Below are 18,916 nucleotides of genomic sequence, written 5' to 3'. Positions count from 1 at the left end.
GTCTTTCTCCCCCATCCAGTTATCCTTTTTTCTGATTTATTCTTCGTTGCCGTTTTTTGATCTTTTCCATTTCTGATTGCATTTTCTTTTTATAGCCGGGTTTTACCTTTTTTGGTTTTTTGATCATCGACTTTGCCATTTTATCTACTTCGTCAGCTTGCTTTACTCGCGATTTTCGACGATTTCGATCATCAATTTTAAGTAATTCGCCTTTTTTTAAATCAACATTTTGAAACTGTATTCCGATTTTTTCAAGACGAATTAAGGCATCCTCGTCCGATAACTCATAAATGGTCAACGCAATCCCTGCACTTCCTGCTCTGGCAGTTCGGCCTACACGATGAATATAGAAGTCTAAATCAGCAGGAAGCTCATAATTGATGACATGGCTGACCCCTTCGATATCAATACCTCTAGAAGCCAAATCCGTAGCAACAATATATTGAAACTCGAGGTCTTGGATTTGCTTCATCATTTTTTTTCGTTCTCTTGGTGTCAAATCACCGTGAACTCTGCCTACCTTTAATCCCTTTTCATTTAAAAAATCTGCCAGTTCTTCGGCCTTCTTTTTCGTATTCGTAAAGACAATCGCTAAATAGGGATTAAGGCTGACGAGGACGTCATGAACCAATTCTTTTTTATCACGATGTCTTGAAGGCAAGAGAAAATGCTGCAGATTTTCCGCTGTTTTCCTTCTCGGTTCAATCTGAATCATTTCCGGGTTTTCCATGTATTTTTTCAAGAACGGTTTTAATTTTTCAGGAATCGTTGCTGAAAAAACAAGCATTTGCAGGTTTTCCGGCATTTTAGCTGCAATTTTATCGACATCTTCAATAAAACCCATATCAAGCATCATATCCGCTTCATCGACAACGAGAATTTCGCCTGTATGAACAAATAATGCCTGCTCCTGGACCAAATCATTAATTCTGCCCGGAGTCCCGACCACAATATGCGGCTGGACCTTAAGTTTTTCAATCGTTCGCTGCTTATCCGTTCCCCCAACAAATAGCTTCGTTACAATGAGCTGCTGCGGATAAGCTTCGGTTATTTTAATAATTTGTTGATAGATCTGGGAGGCAAGCTCTCTCGTTGGGGCGGTGATCACTGCCTGTACGTGTTTGTGCCCGGGGTTTATTTTTTCCAGAATCGGAAGGACATAAGCTAAGGTTTTCCCTGTTCCTGTTTGCGATTGGCCAATCGCACTCTTCCTTTTTAACACAGTTGGGATCATCCGTTCCTGAATTTCCGTAGGCTCGTAAAATCCAAGCCTTTGAATGGCTTCGATAATAAAAGGTTGAAACTTAAAACGGTTAAATCGATTTTCTTTCATATGTTGGCTCCTTATTACGACCAGTCTAATATACTAATGTACAAGTGTTTTCATTTTTGTTCCATCATCCAATTATAATAAACTTTCTCACATATCTCCAGCCAGTAATCTTTTGTTATCAGCATTTACTTTTCAACAGCATTTTAATACTTTCTTCTGTGTCGATTACCTAAGGCAAAATACAAATAAATGCATACTTTAAAACAAGGAGTATAACTGAAATTTTCGGCTTTCAGATGCCATTCATATTTTTAAGATGATCCTTGGTTTACAGAAGAATAAGAGACCTTTCCCGATTCATATTGGAAAGGATTAGAAAGGAGGAAAAATGGGATGCTGCCAGGACCAAGAATGCCGATGCAAGGTGGAATGGGACCGGGATTATTTGGCGGAAGACCTCCTATGGGACCCGGATTGAATTTATTTGGAGGCGGACGCCCCCCGATGATGGGGCCGCAAGGTAATCCATTTGGCGGATTGATGGGTGGAGGTGCTCCGCAAATGGGAAGAGGCGGCGGCGGATTACTTTCAAGACTATTGGGAAGAGCTGCCCCAACCGGCGGGCCGGGTGGAATGATGGGCCCAATGCAAGGAGCTGGAGGATTAATGGGGGGAGCTGGAAGAGCCGGTGGCGGCGGATTGCTTCAATCTCTTTCCGGTTCCGGAGGTGGTGGAGGCCTTGTCGGCTTTTTGAATAATACCCAGCAGGTTATCAAAACCGCACAAGCAATCGGTCCAATGGTACAACAGTATGGACCGTTGGTTAGAAATCTTCCGGCGCTCTGGAAACTTTACCGCGGAATGAAAGATTCCCCTAATACGACTGAAGAAGAGTCTTCTGCCACAGCCCCAAAAACGACGGCCCATGCAAGGACTCATGACACCAAGCAAAAGGAAAACACCACCGCAAAAACAACGCGGAAAGTCACTAACCAGCCTAAAACATCGAACACCCGTAATCAAACGGGTTCGGCAACGGAGACATTATACCGGAGAGGTTCTTCCAAACCCAAATTATATATTTAGTGTAATGAATGCCGGATCCCACGAACCGGTATTCTTTTTGTTAAGAAAACTCGAAATAAGGACGGATGATGAGTAATGAACAGCAAGCTTTTGCTTAAAGGAAAAATGTATCTTTGTAATATTCATACCAGTTATATATAATAAACATATAAACTACTAAAATTGCCTTTTAGGAGGATTCCATAAATGAATGTGATTAAAATTTCACCGCGGGGCTATTGTTATGGTGTTGTAGACGCCATGGTCATCGCCCGTAATGCTGCATTGGATAAAACCCTGCCACGTCCAATCTACATTCTAGGTATGATTGTTCATAATAAACATGTGACCGATGCTTTTGCCGAAGAAGGGATTATCACCCTTGATGGAAATAACCGCAAGGAGATTTTAGAAAAAGTCGATAAAGGGACGGTTATTTTTACGGCCCATGGAATTTCACCGGAGGTACGGGAATTGGCAAAGAAAAAGGGGCTTGTGACGCTTGATGCAACATGCCCTGATGTCACCAAGACACACGACCTTATTTTCGAGAAATCAAAACAGGGTTATTATACCATTTATATTGGCAAAAAAGGACACCCAGAGCCTGAAGGAGCCCTTGGGGTAGCACCTGGCATGGTCTATCTTGTACAAACTCCTGAAGATGTCGAGGCGTTAAATATTGACCATGACAAGCTGATTGTGACGAATCAAACAACCATGAGTCAATGGGATGTTCATGACACAATGGAAAAGGTAAAAGAAAAATATCCTCATGTAGAGGTTTACAATGAAATTTGCCATGCCACTCAAATACGTCAGGAGGCCGTTGCCCAGCAGGCTGGGGAAGCAGATGTGACAATTGTGGTTGGCGACCCAAAAAGTAATAACTCCAACCGTCTCGCCCAGGTGTCGGAAGAAATTGCCCATACAAGAGCTTACCGGATTGCCGATATTACCGAATTGGAGATTGATTGGATCAAGGATGCAAAAACGGTGGCTGTTACCGCCGGTGCTTCTACCCCAACGCCGATTACAAAGGAAGTGATATCGTTCCTGGAACAATTTGATCCAAACGATGAAACGACCTGGGAACGACAGAAAAAGGTGCCACTTGCTAAGATTCTGCCAAAAGTAAAAACAGCTAACTAACAGTCAAAAAACCGGTCCGCAGACCGGTTTTTTTAAACAAATTGGAATGGGTCGGTATTTACTTCAGAAGGAAAAATTTCGACTTCATAGCCAGCACCGTGGCACATTTTTTGAAGTGTCTTCGTTAACCCTTGCTTCATCACCTTTTCCACGTTATGACCAGGATCGACAATATTTAAGCCTTGCATCATCGCATCATGCGCAGTATGGTAATAAAAATCACCAGTTACGTAGACATCTGCCCCTTTAAACTTGGCATGGCTGAAATATTTGTTGCCATCACCGCCTAAAACAGCCACTTTGTTAACCTTTGCCGTTAAATCTCCGACAACACGAACTGCTTCAACCTCTAAGTCCGTCTTAACTTTTTCGGCAAATTCCTTTAAAGTCATTTCTGGGATGTTACCAATTCGCCCCAACCCTAATGTCTCTCCCTTATTATCGAGCGGGTAAACATCATAGGCCACCTCCTCATACGGGTGAGCTTTAATCATCATGGAAAGGGTCTTCTTCAGCAGGGGCTCAGGAACAATCGTTTCGACGCGAACTTCATCAACAGCTTCCAGCTTCCCCGACTGGCCAATAAAAGGATGGGTCTCAGCCCCCGGCATAAATCTGCCGGTTCCCTCAGCAGAGAATGAACAATGACTGTAATTTCCAATAAAGCCGGCACCTGCTTCGCCAAGAACCTGGCGAATTTGCTCTGCATGACTTCGGGGAACAAAAACAACCAGTTTTTTATACTTTTCAGCAAATGTTGGCACTAATACTTCCGTTTCTTCAAGACCTAACGCTTCCGCTAGCCAATCATTCACTCCGCCGGTGGCAATATCAAGATTGGTATGGGCAGCATAGACAGCGATATCAGATTTGATGAGTTTCGCCATCATCCTGCCCTGAACCGTGTCAGTAAGAATATTTTTTAATGGGCGAAAAATGGGTGGATGATGGGCAATGATTAATTGAACATCTTTTTCGATGGCTTCATCGATCACATTTTCCAGCACATCGAGGGCAATCATGACACGCTCTACCTTTCTGTTGAGTCGTCCGATTTGTAAACCAATTTTATCTCCTTCCATTGCCAATTCTTTAGGGGAAAATTTTTCAAATAATTGAATAATTTCATGACCATTAGGAATTTTCATCTTGTAAAACCTCCTCAGCCAATTTGATATTATGTATTAATTCTTGCTTTTTTTTCATTGTTTCAGGCGTCTCCGCTGCTTTTTCAAGCTGGTGATAAATGCGCTCCCAATTTTGCTTTTCAGCCAGCCACTTTTTCCTAAAAACAGAATTTTTTTCTTTCGCCAGATGTGGACCAAATAACAAACCCGCATCCAGGTTTTTATCATAAGGAGCTAAAGGCTCTCCACCTTGTTCCGCGACTAGTACTTCGTAGATTTTCCCATCCTCTTCAAGAATTTCTTCAGCACAGAGGACCCAGCTATTGTCCAAACACCATTTGCGAATCGAAATGGCTCCGATATTGGGTTGTAAGATTAACCTTTTAACAGAAGTAAGCTTTTTCTTGCCCCTGTCCAAAATACTTGTAATTAATGCTCCTCCCATTCCTGCAATTGTGATAGTATCAACTTCACCTGGCTGGATCACATCAAGTCCATCTCCCAGCCGGACGGAAATCACTCCAGACAATCCTTCTGCCTTAACATTCCTCTCCGCTGATTGAAACGGACCAACTGCCACTTCACCGGCAACTGCATAGGCAATGCCGTTATTTTTCGCTAAATAGCAGGGTAAATACGCATGGTCGGAACCGATGTCTGCCACTTTGGCTCCGTTGGGGACATATTTAGCCACCGTTGCTAACCTAGCTGATAATTTATCTGTATTCAACAAATCCACCACACTTTTTAAATACTAGTATAAGAAAGGTCCTTTACAGATGCAAAGGACCTTTTTGGATGGCGTAGAAAACGCGATTATGTTTATTGTATTTTTGATACCCATTCAGCCATTTTATCTAATTGATCTGCTGTAACAGCAGTTTGCGCTGGCATATTATTTCTACCATTCTTGATGATACCTTTAATTTCATCCTTTGACAGCTTCTTTCCAACACCTTTTAAGGATGGACCCACTCCGCCCTGATATTGATCACCATGACAGCCGATACAAGTGGATTTGTAAATGTCCTCCGGATTTGTAGCAGCCGTTTCCGTTTTCTGACTACTTTTCCCCTCACCTTTGGCCACTTCTTTCATATCACCAAGACCTTTGAATGACAACAAGAACATCAGGGCAATCCCAAAGACCATGATGAGAATGAAAGGAACAACTGGATTTCGTTTCATGATAAAACCTCCCTTATGTACGTAAACATGTTCTTTAAATATAAATCCTCCCACAAACACTATCTATTTTACTTGAAAAGCTGTCAAAGGAAAAGACCTAAACTTATTTAATTGAAATAATCTTTTAAAAATATCTAAAACAGCCCCTATTTTCCAAAAAAACAATATCTAGGAAAAAGTTCAAGGGACCATTTGCAAAGTGAGAGACAATTCAGTAAAATAATCTTAATAACAAACGACAAAAAAGTTTACTCCGTTGCCGAAGTAAACTTTGGATCCATACATGTCTATTCTAAAAAGTCTTTTAGGCGTTTGCTGCGGCTAGGGTGACGCAGTTTTCGCAAGGCCTTTGCTTCAATTTGCCGAATACGCTCGCGGGTGACACCAAATACCTTTCCGACTTCTTCCAGTGTCCGAGTCCGGCCATCATCGAGACCAAACCGGAGACGAAGGACGTTTTCTTCACGGTCTGTTAAGGTGTCAAGGACATCTTCCAACTGCTCTTTTAATAGCTCATAGGCAGCATGTTCAGAAGGGGAGGTGGCATCCTGATCTTCAATGAAATCTCCTAGATGGGAGTCATCCTCTTCACCGATTGGTGTCTCCAATGAAACAGGTTCTTGAGCAATTTTTAAGATTTCTCTAACCTTATCCGGTGTTAAATCCATATCTTCGGCAATTTCCTCCGGAGTTGGTTCACGGCCAAGATCTTGCAGTAATTGCCGCTGTACCCGAATAAGTTTATTAATCGTTTCGACCATATGAACCGGGATACGGATGGTTCTTGCTTGATCCGCAATCGCTCTGGTAATGGCCTGACGAATCCACCATGTAGCATAAGTACTAAACTTAAATCCTTTTCGATAATCAAATTTTTCAACGGCTTTAATGAGGCCCATGTTTCCTTCTTGAATTAAATCGAGAAACAGCATTCCCCGGCCGACATAGCGCTTTGCAATACTTACAACCAGGCGAAGATTTGCTTCCGCAAGACGCCGCTTTGCTTCTTCATCTCCCTGTTCAATACGATGCGCCAACTCGATTTCCTCTTCGGCCGAGAGCAGGTTAACGCGGCCAATTTCCTTTAAGTACATACGAACTGGATCATTAATTTTTACACCTGGCGGGACGCTTAGATCATTCAAATCAAATTCATCATCGTCTTCTTCTTTCGCTAAATCTTTGATGCTTGGATCCTCATCATCGCCATCACCGACTAATTCAATTCCCTGATCACCAAGAAACTCATAGAATTCATCCATTTGATGTGAGTCTAAATCAAAATGCGACATTTTTTCAGCAATATCATCATAGGCAAGGACGCCGACTTTTTTTCCTACTTCTGTTAATTGTTGTTTCACCTGTTCTAAGGTCAATTCATTCTCGACCTCCTGTGACCGGGCTGATTTTTCAGCAGCCATAGGAAACCCTCCTTCCAAAATCAAAGACAGTAAACTAAATCTATAATGATTTACGCAATTGAATAATTTCATTTGCAATAATAGCTGCTTTTAAATAATCCTTTTGCCGTTCTGCCTCTTTCTGTTTTTCCTCTTTTTCCTTTATCATTAACATTTTTTTGTAATTCAACACCTGTTTGATATAATCAGATAATTCCTGGTCGGTTAACTCTTCATTAATCGACAACATTTCAATATTTGCAACCATTCTTCTAAGATTATCATCTTGTATATAGGTTAAAAAGGCAGCAGGATCTGGTTGTGAGTGCTCTTCATAAAATTCCAGCAGATAAGTGACAATTGCCTGATGCTCATCAATATTAAATGTATTTCCTGCAAGCAAATCCTGGACTTTATATACCATGTCACGATCTTTTAGCATATGAGCAATTATATATTGCTCTGCAGAATAATGGGCAGGTTTTAATTCTTTTGCTTGTCTAGGGATAACAGCAGGTTTAAATGGCTGCCCGGTTTTTCCTTTGGCTTTCCTTTTTTCAGCAAAGTAATATTGCTTTTGCTGCTGCTTTAAAGCATCTAATGAAAGAGAAAATTCATCCGCCAACTGCCGTAAATAATGATCTCTTTCCACTGCCATTGGCAATTTGCTGATTTCTTTTATTATTTCTTCGATATAGTTTAGCCTATCTCCTTCATTTTGCAGGTTTTTTCCCCTGCGGAAATAAAGAAATTTAAAGCCCATCCAGGTTAAACTGGCCTCAATCACTTCGTGACGAAATTTATCGGGGCCATTTTTTTTAATGTACTCATCCGGATCCATACCTTCAGGCATCAGCGCAACTTTTATCTCAAAACCAGCATCCTGTAAATGCAATCCTGCGCGATATGCCGCTTCAATCCCGGCATTATCGGAATCATAACAAATAATCACGGATTGGACGCCTTGACGTAACAGCGAAATATGCTCATCCGTCAACGATGTACCCATTGTGGCAATGCCGTTTTCGACCCCAGCACGACTTGCTGCTATACAATCGGCAAAGCCTTCAAATAAAACGGCATGACGCAATTTTTTGATACTGGATTTTGCCTGATGATAATTGTATAAAATTTTGCTTTTATTAAAGATTGCCGTTTCGGGACTATTTAAATATTTAGGGTCTTCGCCCCCAAGCGATCTCCCGGAAAAAGCAATCGTATTTCCATTTCGGTCAAATATTGGAAACATAATTCGATCTCTGAAGCGATCAAAAAATGTTCCATCTCTCTCACGCTTTATGATAAGTCCTGCTTTTTCCATTAATTCAGCGGAGAAATTTCTTTTTAAAAGAAAATGGGCGACAAAGTCCCAAGAGTTTAGCGAATAGCCTAGTTGAAATTGATCGATTGATTCCCGGCTAAAACCTCTTTGATAAAGATACTCCAACGCATGCTGACCTTCTTTTGTATTGACCAGCAAATGATGGTAAAATTTACGTAACAGCTCATGAGCATCTTTCATTGCTTGCAGCTCTTTAGACTGTTTATTCTCCGTTTGTGCGATGTTTAGCTTGATCTCAAGGTCAATATTCGCCCGGGAGGCTAGTTTGATTACGGACTCTTGAAATGAAATGCCCTCTAGCTCCATTAAGAAAGTAAAAACATTTCCACCAGCACCACAGCCAAAGCAATGGAAAATCTGCTTATCGGGTGAGACCGAAAAAGAAGGAGTACTTTCTCCATGGAAGGGGCATAATCCGAAGTAATTTCGTCCCTGTTTTTTTAATTGAACATAGTCACTGATAATTTCAACTATATCTACAGCCTGACGAATTTGGGTTATCTTTTCTTCGGAAATACGTTCTGCCATGAAAACAACTCCATTTTGCTAACAACATTTATTCGACATACATCCGCTAAATCCCTTCAATTTTCGACAAAATTTCATTGTCAATCGCAAACGATCTTCAGATTGAAAAGAATTTGGTCTCTTTAAGGTATTAACATATTCCTGTTGGCCTATGTACTCCCATCTTGATGATCATAGGAAGCCGCATTAAGAGTCCAACTTCATATCCTGAAACAGGTTCGACAATTTCCGCCTTATCCGGACAGGGTTTGGAGTAACCATATAAATTGTCGGAACAGCTTTTTTCTTTTTATTAATTCTACATTACTCTGCATATTCCTTCTTTAATGTCTATTTTTATCATGAAAACATTACAACAAGTGAGTGGTTTAGACATATTTTAGGGGGATTTTATCTAATAAGCATTTTTGTTTTCATGAAAAAGAGAGATAGGATTTATGTCGAATTTTTTAAGAGACAAATATGGTATCTGACTTGACATCTGACAGTAAATAGTTTATTCGTTCCCATGCAAGTCTAAACCTAAAAGATTCATTTTTATCACAATTTTTTATTATAGTATATTTATGATCAATTTGCCACAACTTTTGCTTACTTTTTTCATTAGAAAACACATAATCAAAAGATTATGTGTTAAGCTTTTCCTTTATAAAAATAGCTAAGAATAACATTGGCTGTTTCCTCTACTGCCTTATTGGTTACATCGATAACTGGACAGTTAATTTTGGTCACGACCTGCTCAAAAAAGTCTATTTCTTCTCGAATTCGATTGATATTGGCATAACTTGCTTGATCATTTAACCCTAAAGAAATTAACCTCTCTCTGCGGATATGATTTAATTTTTCAGGGCTGATTTTTAACCCAAAGCACTTTTCTTTCGGTACCCGATAAAGTTCCTCAGGCGGGTCAACCTCCGGCACAAGCGGCACATTGGCGACCTTTAGGCGCTTATGTGCGAGGTATTGCGATAATGGCGTTTTCGAGGTCCTCGATACGCCAATTAACACAATATCCGCTTTTAAAATTCCCCGGGGGTCTCTGCCATCATCATATTTGACGGCAAACTCGATTGCTTCGATCTTTTTGAAATAATCCTCGTCCAGTTTTCTCACAAGGCCTGGCTCAAATAAAGGCGTCTTACCGGTAAAAGCTTGAATATTATCGATGATTGGACCGATGAGGTCAACAGCCACAATTCCCTCTTTTTCCGCCCGCTTTAGCATATATGTGCGCATTTCTGGTTTTACCAGAGTAAATGCGACCATCCCCTTGTCTAATGAGACGAGGGACAATACTTCATCAATATGTTCCTTATCTTCAACATAGGGAAATCGTTTCAAAGTCATTCCGGAGCCGTTAAACTGACTAATAGCTGCTTTCGTCATTAATTCTGCTGTTTCCCCAACTGAATCGGATACGACATAAATAATTGACGTATTCATTCCCTTTCATCATCCCCTCTGAAAAGCAACATTTTATTCTTCGCCCAGAGCAACAAATGCCCTGGTTATATTCGTTTTCGTTATTCTTCCGATTACCTCAAACCCGTGATCTGTCTTTTTAACAACCGGGAGGGCATCAATTTGTTTTTCAATTAACTTTTTGGCAACATCAATTAAAAGGTCCTCCCGTTCACACATCGTGATGTTTGGCATACGCGTCATGATGATATGTACAGGAATGGTTGTCAGTTCCTGTTTTCCAATGCTGGCCCGTAGTAAATCTTTTCTGGATAAAACCCCAACTAAATGCGAACCTTTGTCTACGACGAATAATGTCCCTACATCCTCTAAAAACATTGTGCAAATGGCATCATAAACCGAAACGTTTTCATTTACGACAACCGGAATGGATTGGTATTCTTTCACATAAATTTTTTGCAGATTTTCAGTTAATAATTGCGTTCCTGATTTTCCCGTGTAAAAGTAGCCAACCCGCGGCCTAGCATCCAGGAACCCAGCCATCGTTAAAATGGCTAGATCTGGACGCAATGTTGCCCGAGTTAGGTTTAATTGCTCGGCAATGTGTTCTCCCGTTATCGGGCCGCTTTCTTTGACGATTTGCAATATCTGCTCCTGACGTTTTGTTAGTTCTATTGTCCTCACCACCCATTAGACCATTGAATGTTTCATTTTAATACCTGATCTTTTCATGCAAAAAGCTAATTAGCTCTGTAATTGGCAGGCGAGTTTGTTCCATTGTATCCCGGTCTCTGACGGTTACCATTTTGTCCTCGATGGAATCAAAATCATAGGTGATACAGAATGGTGTACCGATTTCATCGTGGCGGCGGTAACGTTTACCGATGGAACCAGACTCATCATAATCTACATTAAAATGCTCAGAAAGGGCTGCAAAAACTTCCTTGGCTCCTTCAGACAGCTTTTTCGATAATGGCAGAACAGCAGCCTTAAATGGAGCAAGCGCCGGATGGAAATGCATAACAGTTCTGGAAGTGCCGTCTTCAAGTTGTTCCTCATCATAAGCATCAATTAAAAAGGCTAAGGTAACCCGGTCTGCACCAAGTGAAGGTTCGATACAGTAAGGAATATACTTTTCATTTGTGTCGGGATCCAGGTAGTGGAAGTCCTCACCGGAATATTCCATATGCTGTTTTAAATCGTAATCGGTTCTCGAAGCAATTCCCCAAAGCTCACCCCAGCCGAACGGAAACTTATATTCAAAGTCTGTGGTTGCATTACTGTAATGGGAAAGTTCTTCCTCAGAGTGATCGCGGAGTCTTAAGTTATCTTTTTTGAGGCCTAATGAAAGCAGCCAGTTTTCGGCAAATTGCTTCCAATAGTCAAACCATTTTAATTCTTCTCCCGGCTTGCAGAAAAACTCCAACTCCATTTGTTCAAATTCTCTTGTACGGAAGGTAAAATTCCCCGGTGTAATTTCATTTCTAAAGCTTTTTCCAATTTGCGCGATACCAAACGGCAGTTTCTTCCTCATGGTTCTTTGGACATTTTTAAAGTTAACAAAAATTCCTTGTGCCGTTTCAGGGCGCAGAAAAATCTCGTTTGTGCTAGTTTCCGTCACTCCCTGGAAGGTTTTGAACATTAGATTAAATTGCCTGATGCCGGTAAAATCATGACTTCCGCAGTCGGGGCAGGCAATATGATGTTCCTTGATTAATTCTTCCATTTTCGTAAATGGAAGACCATCAACAACCATTTCGATCCCTTTTTCTTCAAGGGCATTTTCAATTAATTTATCGGCACGATGCCGCGCTTTACAATTCTTGCAATCAATCATTGGGTCATTAAAGTTGCCGATATGTCCAGAAGCTTCCCATGTTCTCGGATTCATTAAGATACTTGCATCTAAGCCGACGTTTAACGGCGTCTGTTGGACGAATTTTTTCCACCAGGCCTGCTTTATATTGTTTTTAAATTCAACTCCTAATGGGCCGTAATCCCAAGTGTTTGCAAGACCGCCGTAAATTTCTGAGCCTGGGAAAATAAACCCTCTGTGCTTTGCGTGAGAAACGATTTGTTCCATGGTTACATTCATTTTTTCGATAACTCCTTTTATTGAATTAGTCAATGAAAAAACTCCCGCCTCTATGCTTTTACGCATAGGGACGAGAGTTAACCCGCGGTTCCACCCTATTTGCCGGCAGCTGCCGGCCTCTTTTCATGTAATCAAATTGCTCCGGAACGCCTTCCTTAAGCTTCTATACCCTAGCTCACACCATCCTAGGTTCGCTTTTATAGATTGTGCCTAAGTACTACTTTCCTTCAGCGCAATTATTAATTTTATTGAGTATAATAACCAAAACAAACAATAATGTCAACAAATTCTATAAAAGATTTCGAAAATGGGCCATTGAGTCGAGAAATTTTTTCGATTTCAGATGCAGTCCTGAATATTCGTCATAATAGGCATCGATCACCTTTTTGAGTTCGGCTTTGGTCGTGTCTTTTACAGAGATGCTCCCTAAACGTGACAAATCAAAATAATAAAAGAGCCGCAACAATTTAACAGCAGCTGGTGAAATTTTAAAATGATAGGGGTCATGCTCCAGACAACGATGGCAGATAAACCCGCCTTCACGAATGGAAAAAGAAAAATGTCCGGAAGACTGGCCGCAAACAGAACATTGGTTTAAGACCGGATATAATCCTAATACATTTAGCATTTTCATTTCATAAATATCGATCAAAATATCCGGATCATACCCCTCATTCATTAGATTTAGAGTCTGATATAATAACTCAAAATGAAATGGATTCGGTTTCTTCTCGTCGGTACATTTATCGGTTAATTCAACGATCAGGCTTGCATAGGCGGTTAAAAAAATGTCTTCACCAATCGAACGAAAAGATGTGATGATTTCACCTTGCTGTAAACCGCTTAAACCGGTTCCTTTTTGAATGAGAAAATAACCGTAAGTAAAAAGCTGGGTAATGGAGGAGAGACGGCTGTTCGGCTTTTTTGCCCCTCTGGCCATCACGCCGATTTTCCCCCATTCCCTGGTATACAAAGTGACAATTTTATTGGTTTCACCATAATCAGTTGCTCTAATGACGATGCCTTCACACTTCTGAAGCATAATGTCACCATCCCAAACTAAATAGCCGGGCACGGCACCTTTTACTATAGAAACACTAATCCAGAAACCCACACCTTGCCAATAAGGCGGTGTGAGAAGAGCTAAACTAAACTACATTCAAATTAGAAAATGTTTATTTATATCTACAACTGGTTAGAATGAATTTCTTTATGCGGCGCTCCGCCCCTTTTCAATTAGAAGTGTGCGGCTACTAGAAAATAGGATTATCCATTTGTGCTAGCTCTTCATTCGAATTACCGGGTATTTCTTGGTTTTCCTTCTCAAGTTCTTTAAAGAGAAGATATGTGTCGATATTACCGGTCTGGGTAAATACTTTCCACGTTAAATCCAACACGAAAACCCCACCTTTCAATTTTTAGACTAGCGTATTTTTGGGTCCTAAAGCTTACAATTATCTTGGCCTGCCCACACTAAAATCATAAGACGTAAATTTTGTAAATGCGGTCCATGCATATTCTTAAAACTTGAGTAATATTCTAGATAGGGCGAACGGATTAGTACTCATCTTCATTAAAGCCGTACTCGCGCAGTTGTGACATTTTATTCCGCCAATCCTTTTGAACTTTTACCCACAATTCTAAAAACACTTGTGAACCAAGCAGATTTTCAATATCAACGCGGGCACGCTTGCCAATCTCCTTTAACATGCTGCCTTTTTTTCCAATAATGATTCCTTTTTGCGAATCGCGTTCGACAATGATTGTGGCCATGACATGAATAATATTCCTGCCCTCTTGCCGCTCAATTTTATCGATCACTACGGCTAAGGAATGAGGAATTTCTTCCCTGGTTAAGTGAAGTGCTTTTTCGCGAATCAGTTCGGAAATGATAAACCTTTCTGGATGATCAGTTACTTGATCTGCCGGGTAATATTGCGGTCCCTCAGGTAAAAACCCTTTAATTTGTTCCAAAAGACGCTCGACATTATTTCCCTCTAATGCCGATATAGGAACGATTTCTTTAAAGGAAAATTTTTCTTTATATGATTCGATTATCGACAATAATTCATCCGGATGAATCTTATCAATTTTATTTATGACCAGAAAAACAGGTGTGTTGATCGTGCGAAATTTTTCAATGATAAATTCTTCGCCACGTCCAAATCCTTCTTCAGCATTTACCATAAACAAAACTAGATCGACTTCTTTAAGAGTGTTTTGGGCCACCTTCATCATAAAATCGCCTAATTTATGCTTTGGCTTATGGATACCCGGCGTGTCGATAAAAATCATTTGGGCATCTTCCTGCGTGAGAACACCTTGTACTTTATTCCGAGTAGTTTGTGGTTTATCGCTCATGATCGCAATCTTTTGACCGATGACCCGATTAAGGAAGGTAGATTTCCCAACATTTGGTCGGCCAATGATGGAGATAAATCCCGATTTATAAGCAGCTCTTTCAGTTCGATTATTTTCCATTTAAATCATCCGCCATGAACGCACCAGGTAATAAATCCTCAACAGTTAGCTCCAAAATATCCCCTTTTAGATTTGTCAGGATCACCTTCATATCTTTAGGACATAATTCAGCCATTACTTGCCGGCAGGCTCCACAAGGGGAGCATGGACGAAGAGTATCGGCAACCACAGCGATCATTTTAAAATCCCTGTCGCCTTCTGAAACCGCTTTAAAAATAGCAGTCCGTTCACCGCAATTACACATGCTATAGGCAGCATTTTCGATATTACAGCCATGATATACTTTTCCATCCGCAGTTAGCAGGGCAGCTCCTACTCCAAATTTAGAATATGGAACATATGCTTTTTCCCTAGCTTTTTTTGCTTCTTCAATTAGTTGCTTGATTTTCACTAGTCTTACTTCCTTTCCAGCAATAAGCCTGCTGTTTCTATATTTTACATTAAAAATCAGATAAAATCATTACTTGTAGCAAAAAAGTAATAAAAAAATTGGAATTTTCACAAAAGTCTAATTTTGTCCTTGAAATAATTTGCTATGATTTTATCAAAGGCCATTCAATAAACCTATATCATGTGAAACTTCAATCAGCACGTTTTATTACTTGTTAATTCAGGATAAATAACTTTCGAATATACGGGTAATAAATCAGGACGCCGACGATAATCGAGAGGACAGCATATACAAGCACAGCTCCCGCTGCCATGTCTTTTGCCTGCTTTGCCAGCGGATGATATTCCGGACTTGTCAGGTCCACGACTCTTTCAATTGCACTGTTCAATAATTCTAAAGCAAACATGCCTCCGATTGCAAAAAGAATGACGATCCATTCGATTATCGAAATGGAAAAGTAAACAGAAATAAACACCACGACCACCGAGCATAGCAAATGGATCCGCATGTTTCTTTCTTGCAGAAGGCCGATAAAAAGGCCATTTACCGCAAAAGAAAAAGAGCGTAAAACCGAATGAGATTTGTGATTATCGTGTAAGTCCATATTCGTTTAAGATTTCCTTCTGCAGCGTAAACATTTCTTTTTCATCCGCCTCGTTCATATGGTCATAGCCTAGAAGATGCAAAAAACCGTGAACTGCCAAGAAGCCAAGTTCCCGGGCAAAAGAATGGCCATATTCCGCTGCCTGTTCTTTCGCTTTTGGTACCGAAATAATAATGTCCCCTAAGACACGGGGCAGCCCAGCCCCCAGCACTTCAACCTCTCCTTCTCCCATCTCTTCCATGGCGAAAGAGATAACATCTGTCGGGGCATCCTTATCGCGATATTCGCGGTTAATTTCCTGAATTCGCTCATTCGTCACAAATGTTACGGAAACCTCACTATGCTCCTTAATATTTTGCTTTTGCGCTGCAAAATTTAACAGCCTTTCGATTTCAAGTAATTGCTGCTCCGTCAATTCTTTCGTTTCATCCATAGTATCAATCAGTAAGGTCATGCCTGTTTCACCTTCTTTGTCATTTCTGGATATTCTATTCTTGAATGGAATATCCCCTTTAATGTCTCACATAATGCATGTGTTACGGTGTCAATTTCCTTAAATGTTAAATCACATTCATTAAATTGGCCGTCCTCCAAGCGGTCGGTCACTATTTTTCTTACCAGTGTTTCAATTCCTTCTGGTGTGGGCTGTGATATGGAACGTACAGCTGCCTCGACACTGTCGGCAATCCCGACAACCGCCGATTCTTTTGATTGTGCTTTCGGACCGGGATAGCGATAGGCCGCCTCATCAACATCCGGATCATTTTGCAATGCCTTATGGTAAAAATATTTTAATAAGGTTGTCCCGTGATGCTGTTCAGCAATCTCAATAATTTCCTTTGGCAAATGATGCTTTTTTAATATTTCTGAGCCGTCAGTAACATGAGCAATAATGATACTTGCACTTTTCTCCGGAGGCAGGCGGTCATGCGGATTATCGTGGTGCATTTGGTTCTCAATAAAAAAGTTCGGCCGCCGTGTTTTTCCAATATCATGGTAGTAGCTTCCTACCCGCGCCAAAAGGCCGTTGGCACCAATCGCTTCACAAGCAGATTCTGCTAAATTCGCAACCATCACACTATGGTGATAAGTCCCTGGTGCCTCCATTAATATCTTTCTTAACAATGGATGGTTCGGATTAGACAACTCAATCAGCCTTATAGTTGACAGAATTCCAAAGCTTGCTTCCAGAAACGGCAGGAGTCCAATTGTTAACACAGCAGCCCCAATTCCAGATACAAACGCTGTAATGATATAGTACACAAACTCCAAACCGGTAAATTGTCCATTGGGCAAGTACATAATGGCCACGATGGTTAACAAATTGACAAGTGCCGAGAATGAACCGGCTTGTAAAATCCTCGATCGTTGGTTTCGTTTATTTAAGGCGAGCACTCCTGCCAAGGCGCTAAATAAAATGTAAATTCCCTCAGAAAAATTCAGAGTACCGGCAACACCTTCATTAAACAGAATGCTTCCACAGACGGCAAGTACTAGAGATGTAAGGATAGCCAGTTTTTCATCGATCAAAATTTTGATTAGCATGCCCGCCATAGCTGCAGGAAAAAGATAGCCAATCCAGGAGTAATTAAATACCTGCAGCAAACTGATTATTTTCATGATAAAAATAGACAGGACAAAAGTGATCCCAAACATCAACATGTCTGTTTGTCTTTTTTCCGGCGAAGATTTCACTTGATAAAAATAATAATAGAAACCCAACAGAATGATAAGGATCAGAACCGTTAAGCCAATGAATGGTCTAAAGGATTTTTCCGTTTGTAGCAGACCGACAAGTTTTAATTGACGATAAATTTCCCGATTGATTAATTTTCCCTCTTCCACAATAATTTGACCTTGGAGAATTTTAACCGGCTCAACGCTTTCTGCTGCTTGCCTGCGCAGCTCCTCGGTCGCTGCCGGATCATAGAATTCGTTTTGAATGACGGCGTATCTCCCCAGTTCAATGGAAGCCCTGCGCAAATCATCATTTAACGTACTATATTTTAATTCTTCCTCCACCCGCTTTTTAGCGTTTTCCACTTCATCAGCAGGAATCCGTTTTGTCATCACATTGTTAATGGCCGTCACCGTTAAATCCTTGGCAATGGATAACTCCTGGTTACTCGCTTGGACTAAAGATGAAAAAACCTGATTACTTAAATCTTTATTAACAGTAGAGGTTAATTTACCCTTCAAGCTTTCCACTTTTTCGGAAACACTTGGTTCTTTCTTATCCGCTGCTTTCTTCTGATCTGTTTCATCATTTAATTCCGAAGCAGTATCAAAAATAGAGGTTATTAAATCAACCCGATTTTGGGCATATTCCTTTTTGACAGCATAGACATCCTGTACTTGGTCTCGAGCCTCTTTCCGTTTGATTTCTGTACTTTTTTTATCCTCAACAGTTCCTGGAGAACGAATCGTTTTTTCCGCGATAGAAAACAGGCTTAGATTCAGTTTTTCCGGTTTGACATTATTATACATTGCAGTATATAAGACAATCCCTAAGATGATAAAAAACAGCACCCGAAAAAAAGTTATATCCAGAAGCTTTCGTATCCGTATGAAGTGTTGCTGCAGAAAATCCAACGATCATCCCTCCAACTGAGAATAGCGCAAGCGCCTTGGTCAGCAGCGTATGGCTTGGAGCGCTCCAACTGAGATAAAGGAAACACGAAGAGCGATAGCAATTCGATGTTGACTTATCGTAGGGCGGAGCGTGAAAGACACTAGCTGCTAGGCGCTGGAGCTAGACAATTCTCAAAGTAGAAATTCCAACTCACTTTATGTAAAATATAACAGTTTTTTGATGAACTTTCACCCTTTTATAAAATACTGAAACCTC

18 protein-coding genes and 1 other annotated feature are annotated in these 18,916 nt (G+C 40.6%); of the genes, 2 read left to right on the top strand and 16 right to left on the bottom strand.

All coding sequences use genetic code 11. The annotated features are described in order from the left end of the window. Positions 1-19: 19 nt before the first annotated feature. Positions 20-1,333, bottom strand: a complete 1,314-nt coding sequence (locus tag RCG24_RS01830; RefSeq protein ID WP_308078164.1) for a DEAD/DEAH box helicase — start codon at positions 1,331-1,333, stop codon at positions 20-22. A gap of 333 nt (positions 1,334-1,666) precedes the next feature. Here RCG24_RS01830 and vrrA point away from each other — a divergent pair, with 333 nt between their 5' ends. Both vrrA and RCG24_RS01820 read left to right on the top strand, forming a co-directional pair. Then, positions 1,667-2,359 carry a VrrA/YqfQ family protein gene (gene vrrA, locus RCG24_RS01825; RefSeq protein WP_308078163.1) on the top strand — a complete coding sequence of 231 codons (693 nt, stop codon included), beginning with the start codon at positions 1,667-1,669 and terminating at the stop codon, positions 2,357-2,359. Positions 2,360-2,545: 186 nt separating this feature from the next. After that, the gene (locus RCG24_RS01820; protein ID WP_202652537.1) at positions 2,546-3,490 is read left to right on the top strand and encodes a 4-hydroxy-3-methylbut-2-enyl diphosphate reductase; all 945 of its coding nucleotides are present in this window, start codon (positions 2,546-2,548) and stop codon (positions 3,488-3,490) included. A 32-nt stretch (positions 3,491-3,522) separates the two neighbouring features. Here RCG24_RS01820 and RCG24_RS01815 read toward each other — a convergent pair whose 3' ends face one another. From RCG24_RS01815 to RCG24_RS01745, 15 genes are all read right to left on the bottom strand, one after another. After that, positions 3,523-4,638, bottom strand: a complete 1,116-nt coding sequence (locus RCG24_RS01815) for a Nif3-like dinuclear metal center hexameric protein (protein ID WP_308078162.1) — start codon at positions 4,636-4,638, stop codon at positions 3,523-3,525. Then, entirely contained in the window at positions 4,625-5,347 is a 723-nt protein-coding gene (locus RCG24_RS01810) for a tRNA (adenine(22)-N(1))-methyltransferase (RefSeq protein ID WP_202652533.1), read from the bottom strand. Before RCG24_RS01810 ends, RCG24_RS01815 begins: the two co-directional genes overlap by 14 nt. 92 nt (positions 5,348-5,439) lie before the next feature. Beyond that, positions 5,440-5,805, bottom strand: a complete 366-nt coding sequence (cccA, locus tag RCG24_RS01805; RefSeq protein WP_308078161.1) for a cytochrome c550 — start codon at positions 5,803-5,805, stop codon at positions 5,440-5,442. Between the two features lie 287 nt (positions 5,806-6,092). Beyond that, positions 6,093-7,226, bottom strand: coding sequence for an RNA polymerase sigma factor RpoD (gene rpoD, locus RCG24_RS01800; RefSeq protein ID WP_202652529.1), 1,134 nt, complete (start codon positions 7,224-7,226; stop codon positions 6,093-6,095). A gap of 40 nt (positions 7,227-7,266) precedes the next feature. Continuing rightward, positions 7,267-9,075 carry a DNA primase gene (gene dnaG / locus RCG24_RS01795; RefSeq protein WP_202652527.1) on the bottom strand — a complete coding sequence of 603 codons (1,809 nt, stop codon included), beginning with the start codon at positions 9,073-9,075 and terminating at the stop codon, positions 7,267-7,269. A 633-nt stretch (positions 9,076-9,708) separates the two neighbouring features. Then, a complete protein-coding gene (locus RCG24_RS01790; RefSeq protein WP_202652525.1) occupies positions 9,709-10,518 on the bottom strand; it encodes a pyruvate, water dikinase regulatory protein in 810 nt (269 codons plus the stop codon). Positions 10,519-10,551: 33 nt separating this feature from the next. After that, positions 10,552-11,184: a transcriptional regulator CcpN gene (locus RCG24_RS01785; RefSeq protein ID WP_308078160.1), complete on the bottom strand. Its 633-nt coding sequence runs from the start codon at positions 11,182-11,184 to the stop codon at positions 10,552-10,554. 25 nt (positions 11,185-11,209) lie between these two features. Continuing rightward, the gene (locus RCG24_RS01780; protein ID WP_202652721.1) at positions 11,210-12,592 is read right to left on the bottom strand and encodes a glycine--tRNA ligase; all 1,383 of its coding nucleotides are present in this window, start codon (positions 12,590-12,592) and stop codon (positions 11,210-11,212) included. A gap of 63 nt (positions 12,593-12,655) precedes the next feature. Further along, positions 12,656-12,832 (bottom strand) — a binding site (T-box leader). 49 nt (positions 12,833-12,881) lie between these two features. Continuing rightward, positions 12,882-13,634, bottom strand: coding sequence for a DNA repair protein RecO (gene recO / locus RCG24_RS01775; RefSeq protein WP_202652522.1), 753 nt, complete (start codon positions 13,632-13,634; stop codon positions 12,882-12,884). Positions 13,635-13,845: 211 nt separating this feature from the next. After that, a complete protein-coding gene (locus RCG24_RS01770; protein ID WP_202652520.1) occupies positions 13,846-13,989 on the bottom strand; it encodes a YqzL family protein in 144 nt (47 codons plus the stop codon). 160 nt (positions 13,990-14,149) lie between these two features. Further along, positions 14,150-15,073 carry a GTPase Era gene (gene era / locus RCG24_RS01765; protein WP_202652518.1) on the bottom strand — a complete coding sequence of 308 codons (924 nt, stop codon included), beginning with the start codon at positions 15,071-15,073 and terminating at the stop codon, positions 14,150-14,152. After that, on the bottom strand, positions 15,063-15,464 hold the full coding sequence (locus RCG24_RS01760; protein WP_308078159.1) for a cytidine deaminase: 402 nt from the start codon (positions 15,462-15,464) through the stop codon (positions 15,063-15,065). The genes era and RCG24_RS01760 overlap by 11 nt, the downstream gene beginning before the upstream one ends. 214 nt (positions 15,465-15,678) lie before the next feature. After that, the gene (locus RCG24_RS01755; RefSeq protein WP_202652515.1) at positions 15,679-16,068 is read right to left on the bottom strand and encodes a diacylglycerol kinase family protein; all 390 of its coding nucleotides are present in this window, start codon (positions 16,066-16,068) and stop codon (positions 15,679-15,681) included. Then, the gene (gene ybeY / locus RCG24_RS01750) at positions 16,052-16,522 is read right to left on the bottom strand and encodes an rRNA maturation RNase YbeY (protein WP_308078158.1); all 471 of its coding nucleotides are present in this window, start codon (positions 16,520-16,522) and stop codon (positions 16,052-16,054) included. Before ybeY ends, RCG24_RS01755 begins: the two co-directional genes overlap by 17 nt. Further along, a complete protein-coding gene (locus tag RCG24_RS01745) occupies positions 16,519-18,660 on the bottom strand; it encodes an HD family phosphohydrolase (protein WP_202652511.1) in 2,142 nt (713 codons plus the stop codon). The genes ybeY and RCG24_RS01745 overlap by 4 nt, the downstream gene beginning before the upstream one ends. Between the last annotated feature and the right edge of the window lie 256 nt (positions 18,661-18,916).

The organism is Neobacillus sp. OS1-32 (genome assembly GCF_030915425.1).
Taxonomy (GTDB): Bacteria; Bacillota; Bacilli; order Bacillales; family Cytobacillaceae; genus Neobacillus; species Neobacillus paridis.
The sequence above is the reverse complement of the archived record's forward strand: the minus strand, read 5'-3'. Positions and strand labels throughout refer to the sequence as shown.

Bases quoted from the DNA above. Each gene is read 5' to 3' on its own strand.
- RCG24_RS01790 (WP_202652525.1), bottom strand. From the start codon at position 10,518: ATGAATACGTCAATTATTTATGTCGTATCCGATTCAGTTGGGGAAACA.
- RCG24_RS01755 (WP_202652515.1), bottom strand. From the start codon at position 16,068: ATGGACTTACACGATAATCACAAATCTCATTCGGTTTTACGCTCTTTT.
- dnaG (WP_202652527.1), bottom strand. From the start codon at position 9,075: ATGGCAGAACGTATTTCCGAAGAAAAGATAACCCAAATTCGTCAGGCT.
- ybeY (WP_308078158.1), bottom strand. From the start codon at position 16,522: ATGACCTTACTGATTGATACTATGGATGAAACGAAAGAATTGACGGAG.
- rpoD (WP_202652529.1), bottom strand. From the start codon at position 7,226: ATGGCTGCTGAAAAATCAGCCCGGTCACAGGAGGTCGAGAATGAATTG.
- recO (WP_202652522.1), bottom strand. From the start codon at position 13,634: ATGCTTCAGAAGTGTGAAGGCATCGTCATTAGAGCAACTGATTATGGT.
- RCG24_RS01820 (WP_202652537.1), top strand. From the start codon at position 2,546: ATGAATGTGATTAAAATTTCACCGCGGGGCTATTGTTATGGTGTTGTA.
- RCG24_RS01830 (WP_308078164.1), bottom strand. From the start codon at position 1,333: ATGAAAGAAAATCGATTTAACCGTTTTAAGTTTCAACCTTTTATTATC.
- vrrA (WP_308078163.1), top strand. From the start codon at position 1,667: ATGCTGCCAGGACCAAGAATGCCGATGCAAGGTGGAATGGGACCGGGA.
- cccA (WP_308078161.1), bottom strand. From the start codon at position 5,805: ATGAAACGAAATCCAGTTGTTCCTTTCATTCTCATCATGGTCTTTGGG.
- era (WP_202652518.1), bottom strand. From the start codon at position 15,073: ATGGAAAATAATCGAACTGAAAGAGCTGCTTATAAATCGGGATTTATC.
- RCG24_RS01815 (WP_308078162.1), bottom strand. From the start codon at position 4,638: ATGAAAATTCCTAATGGTCATGAAATTATTCAATTATTTGAAAAATTT.
- RCG24_RS01780 (WP_202652721.1), bottom strand. From the start codon at position 12,592: ATGAATGTAACCATGGAACAAATCGTTTCTCACGCAAAGCACAGAGGG.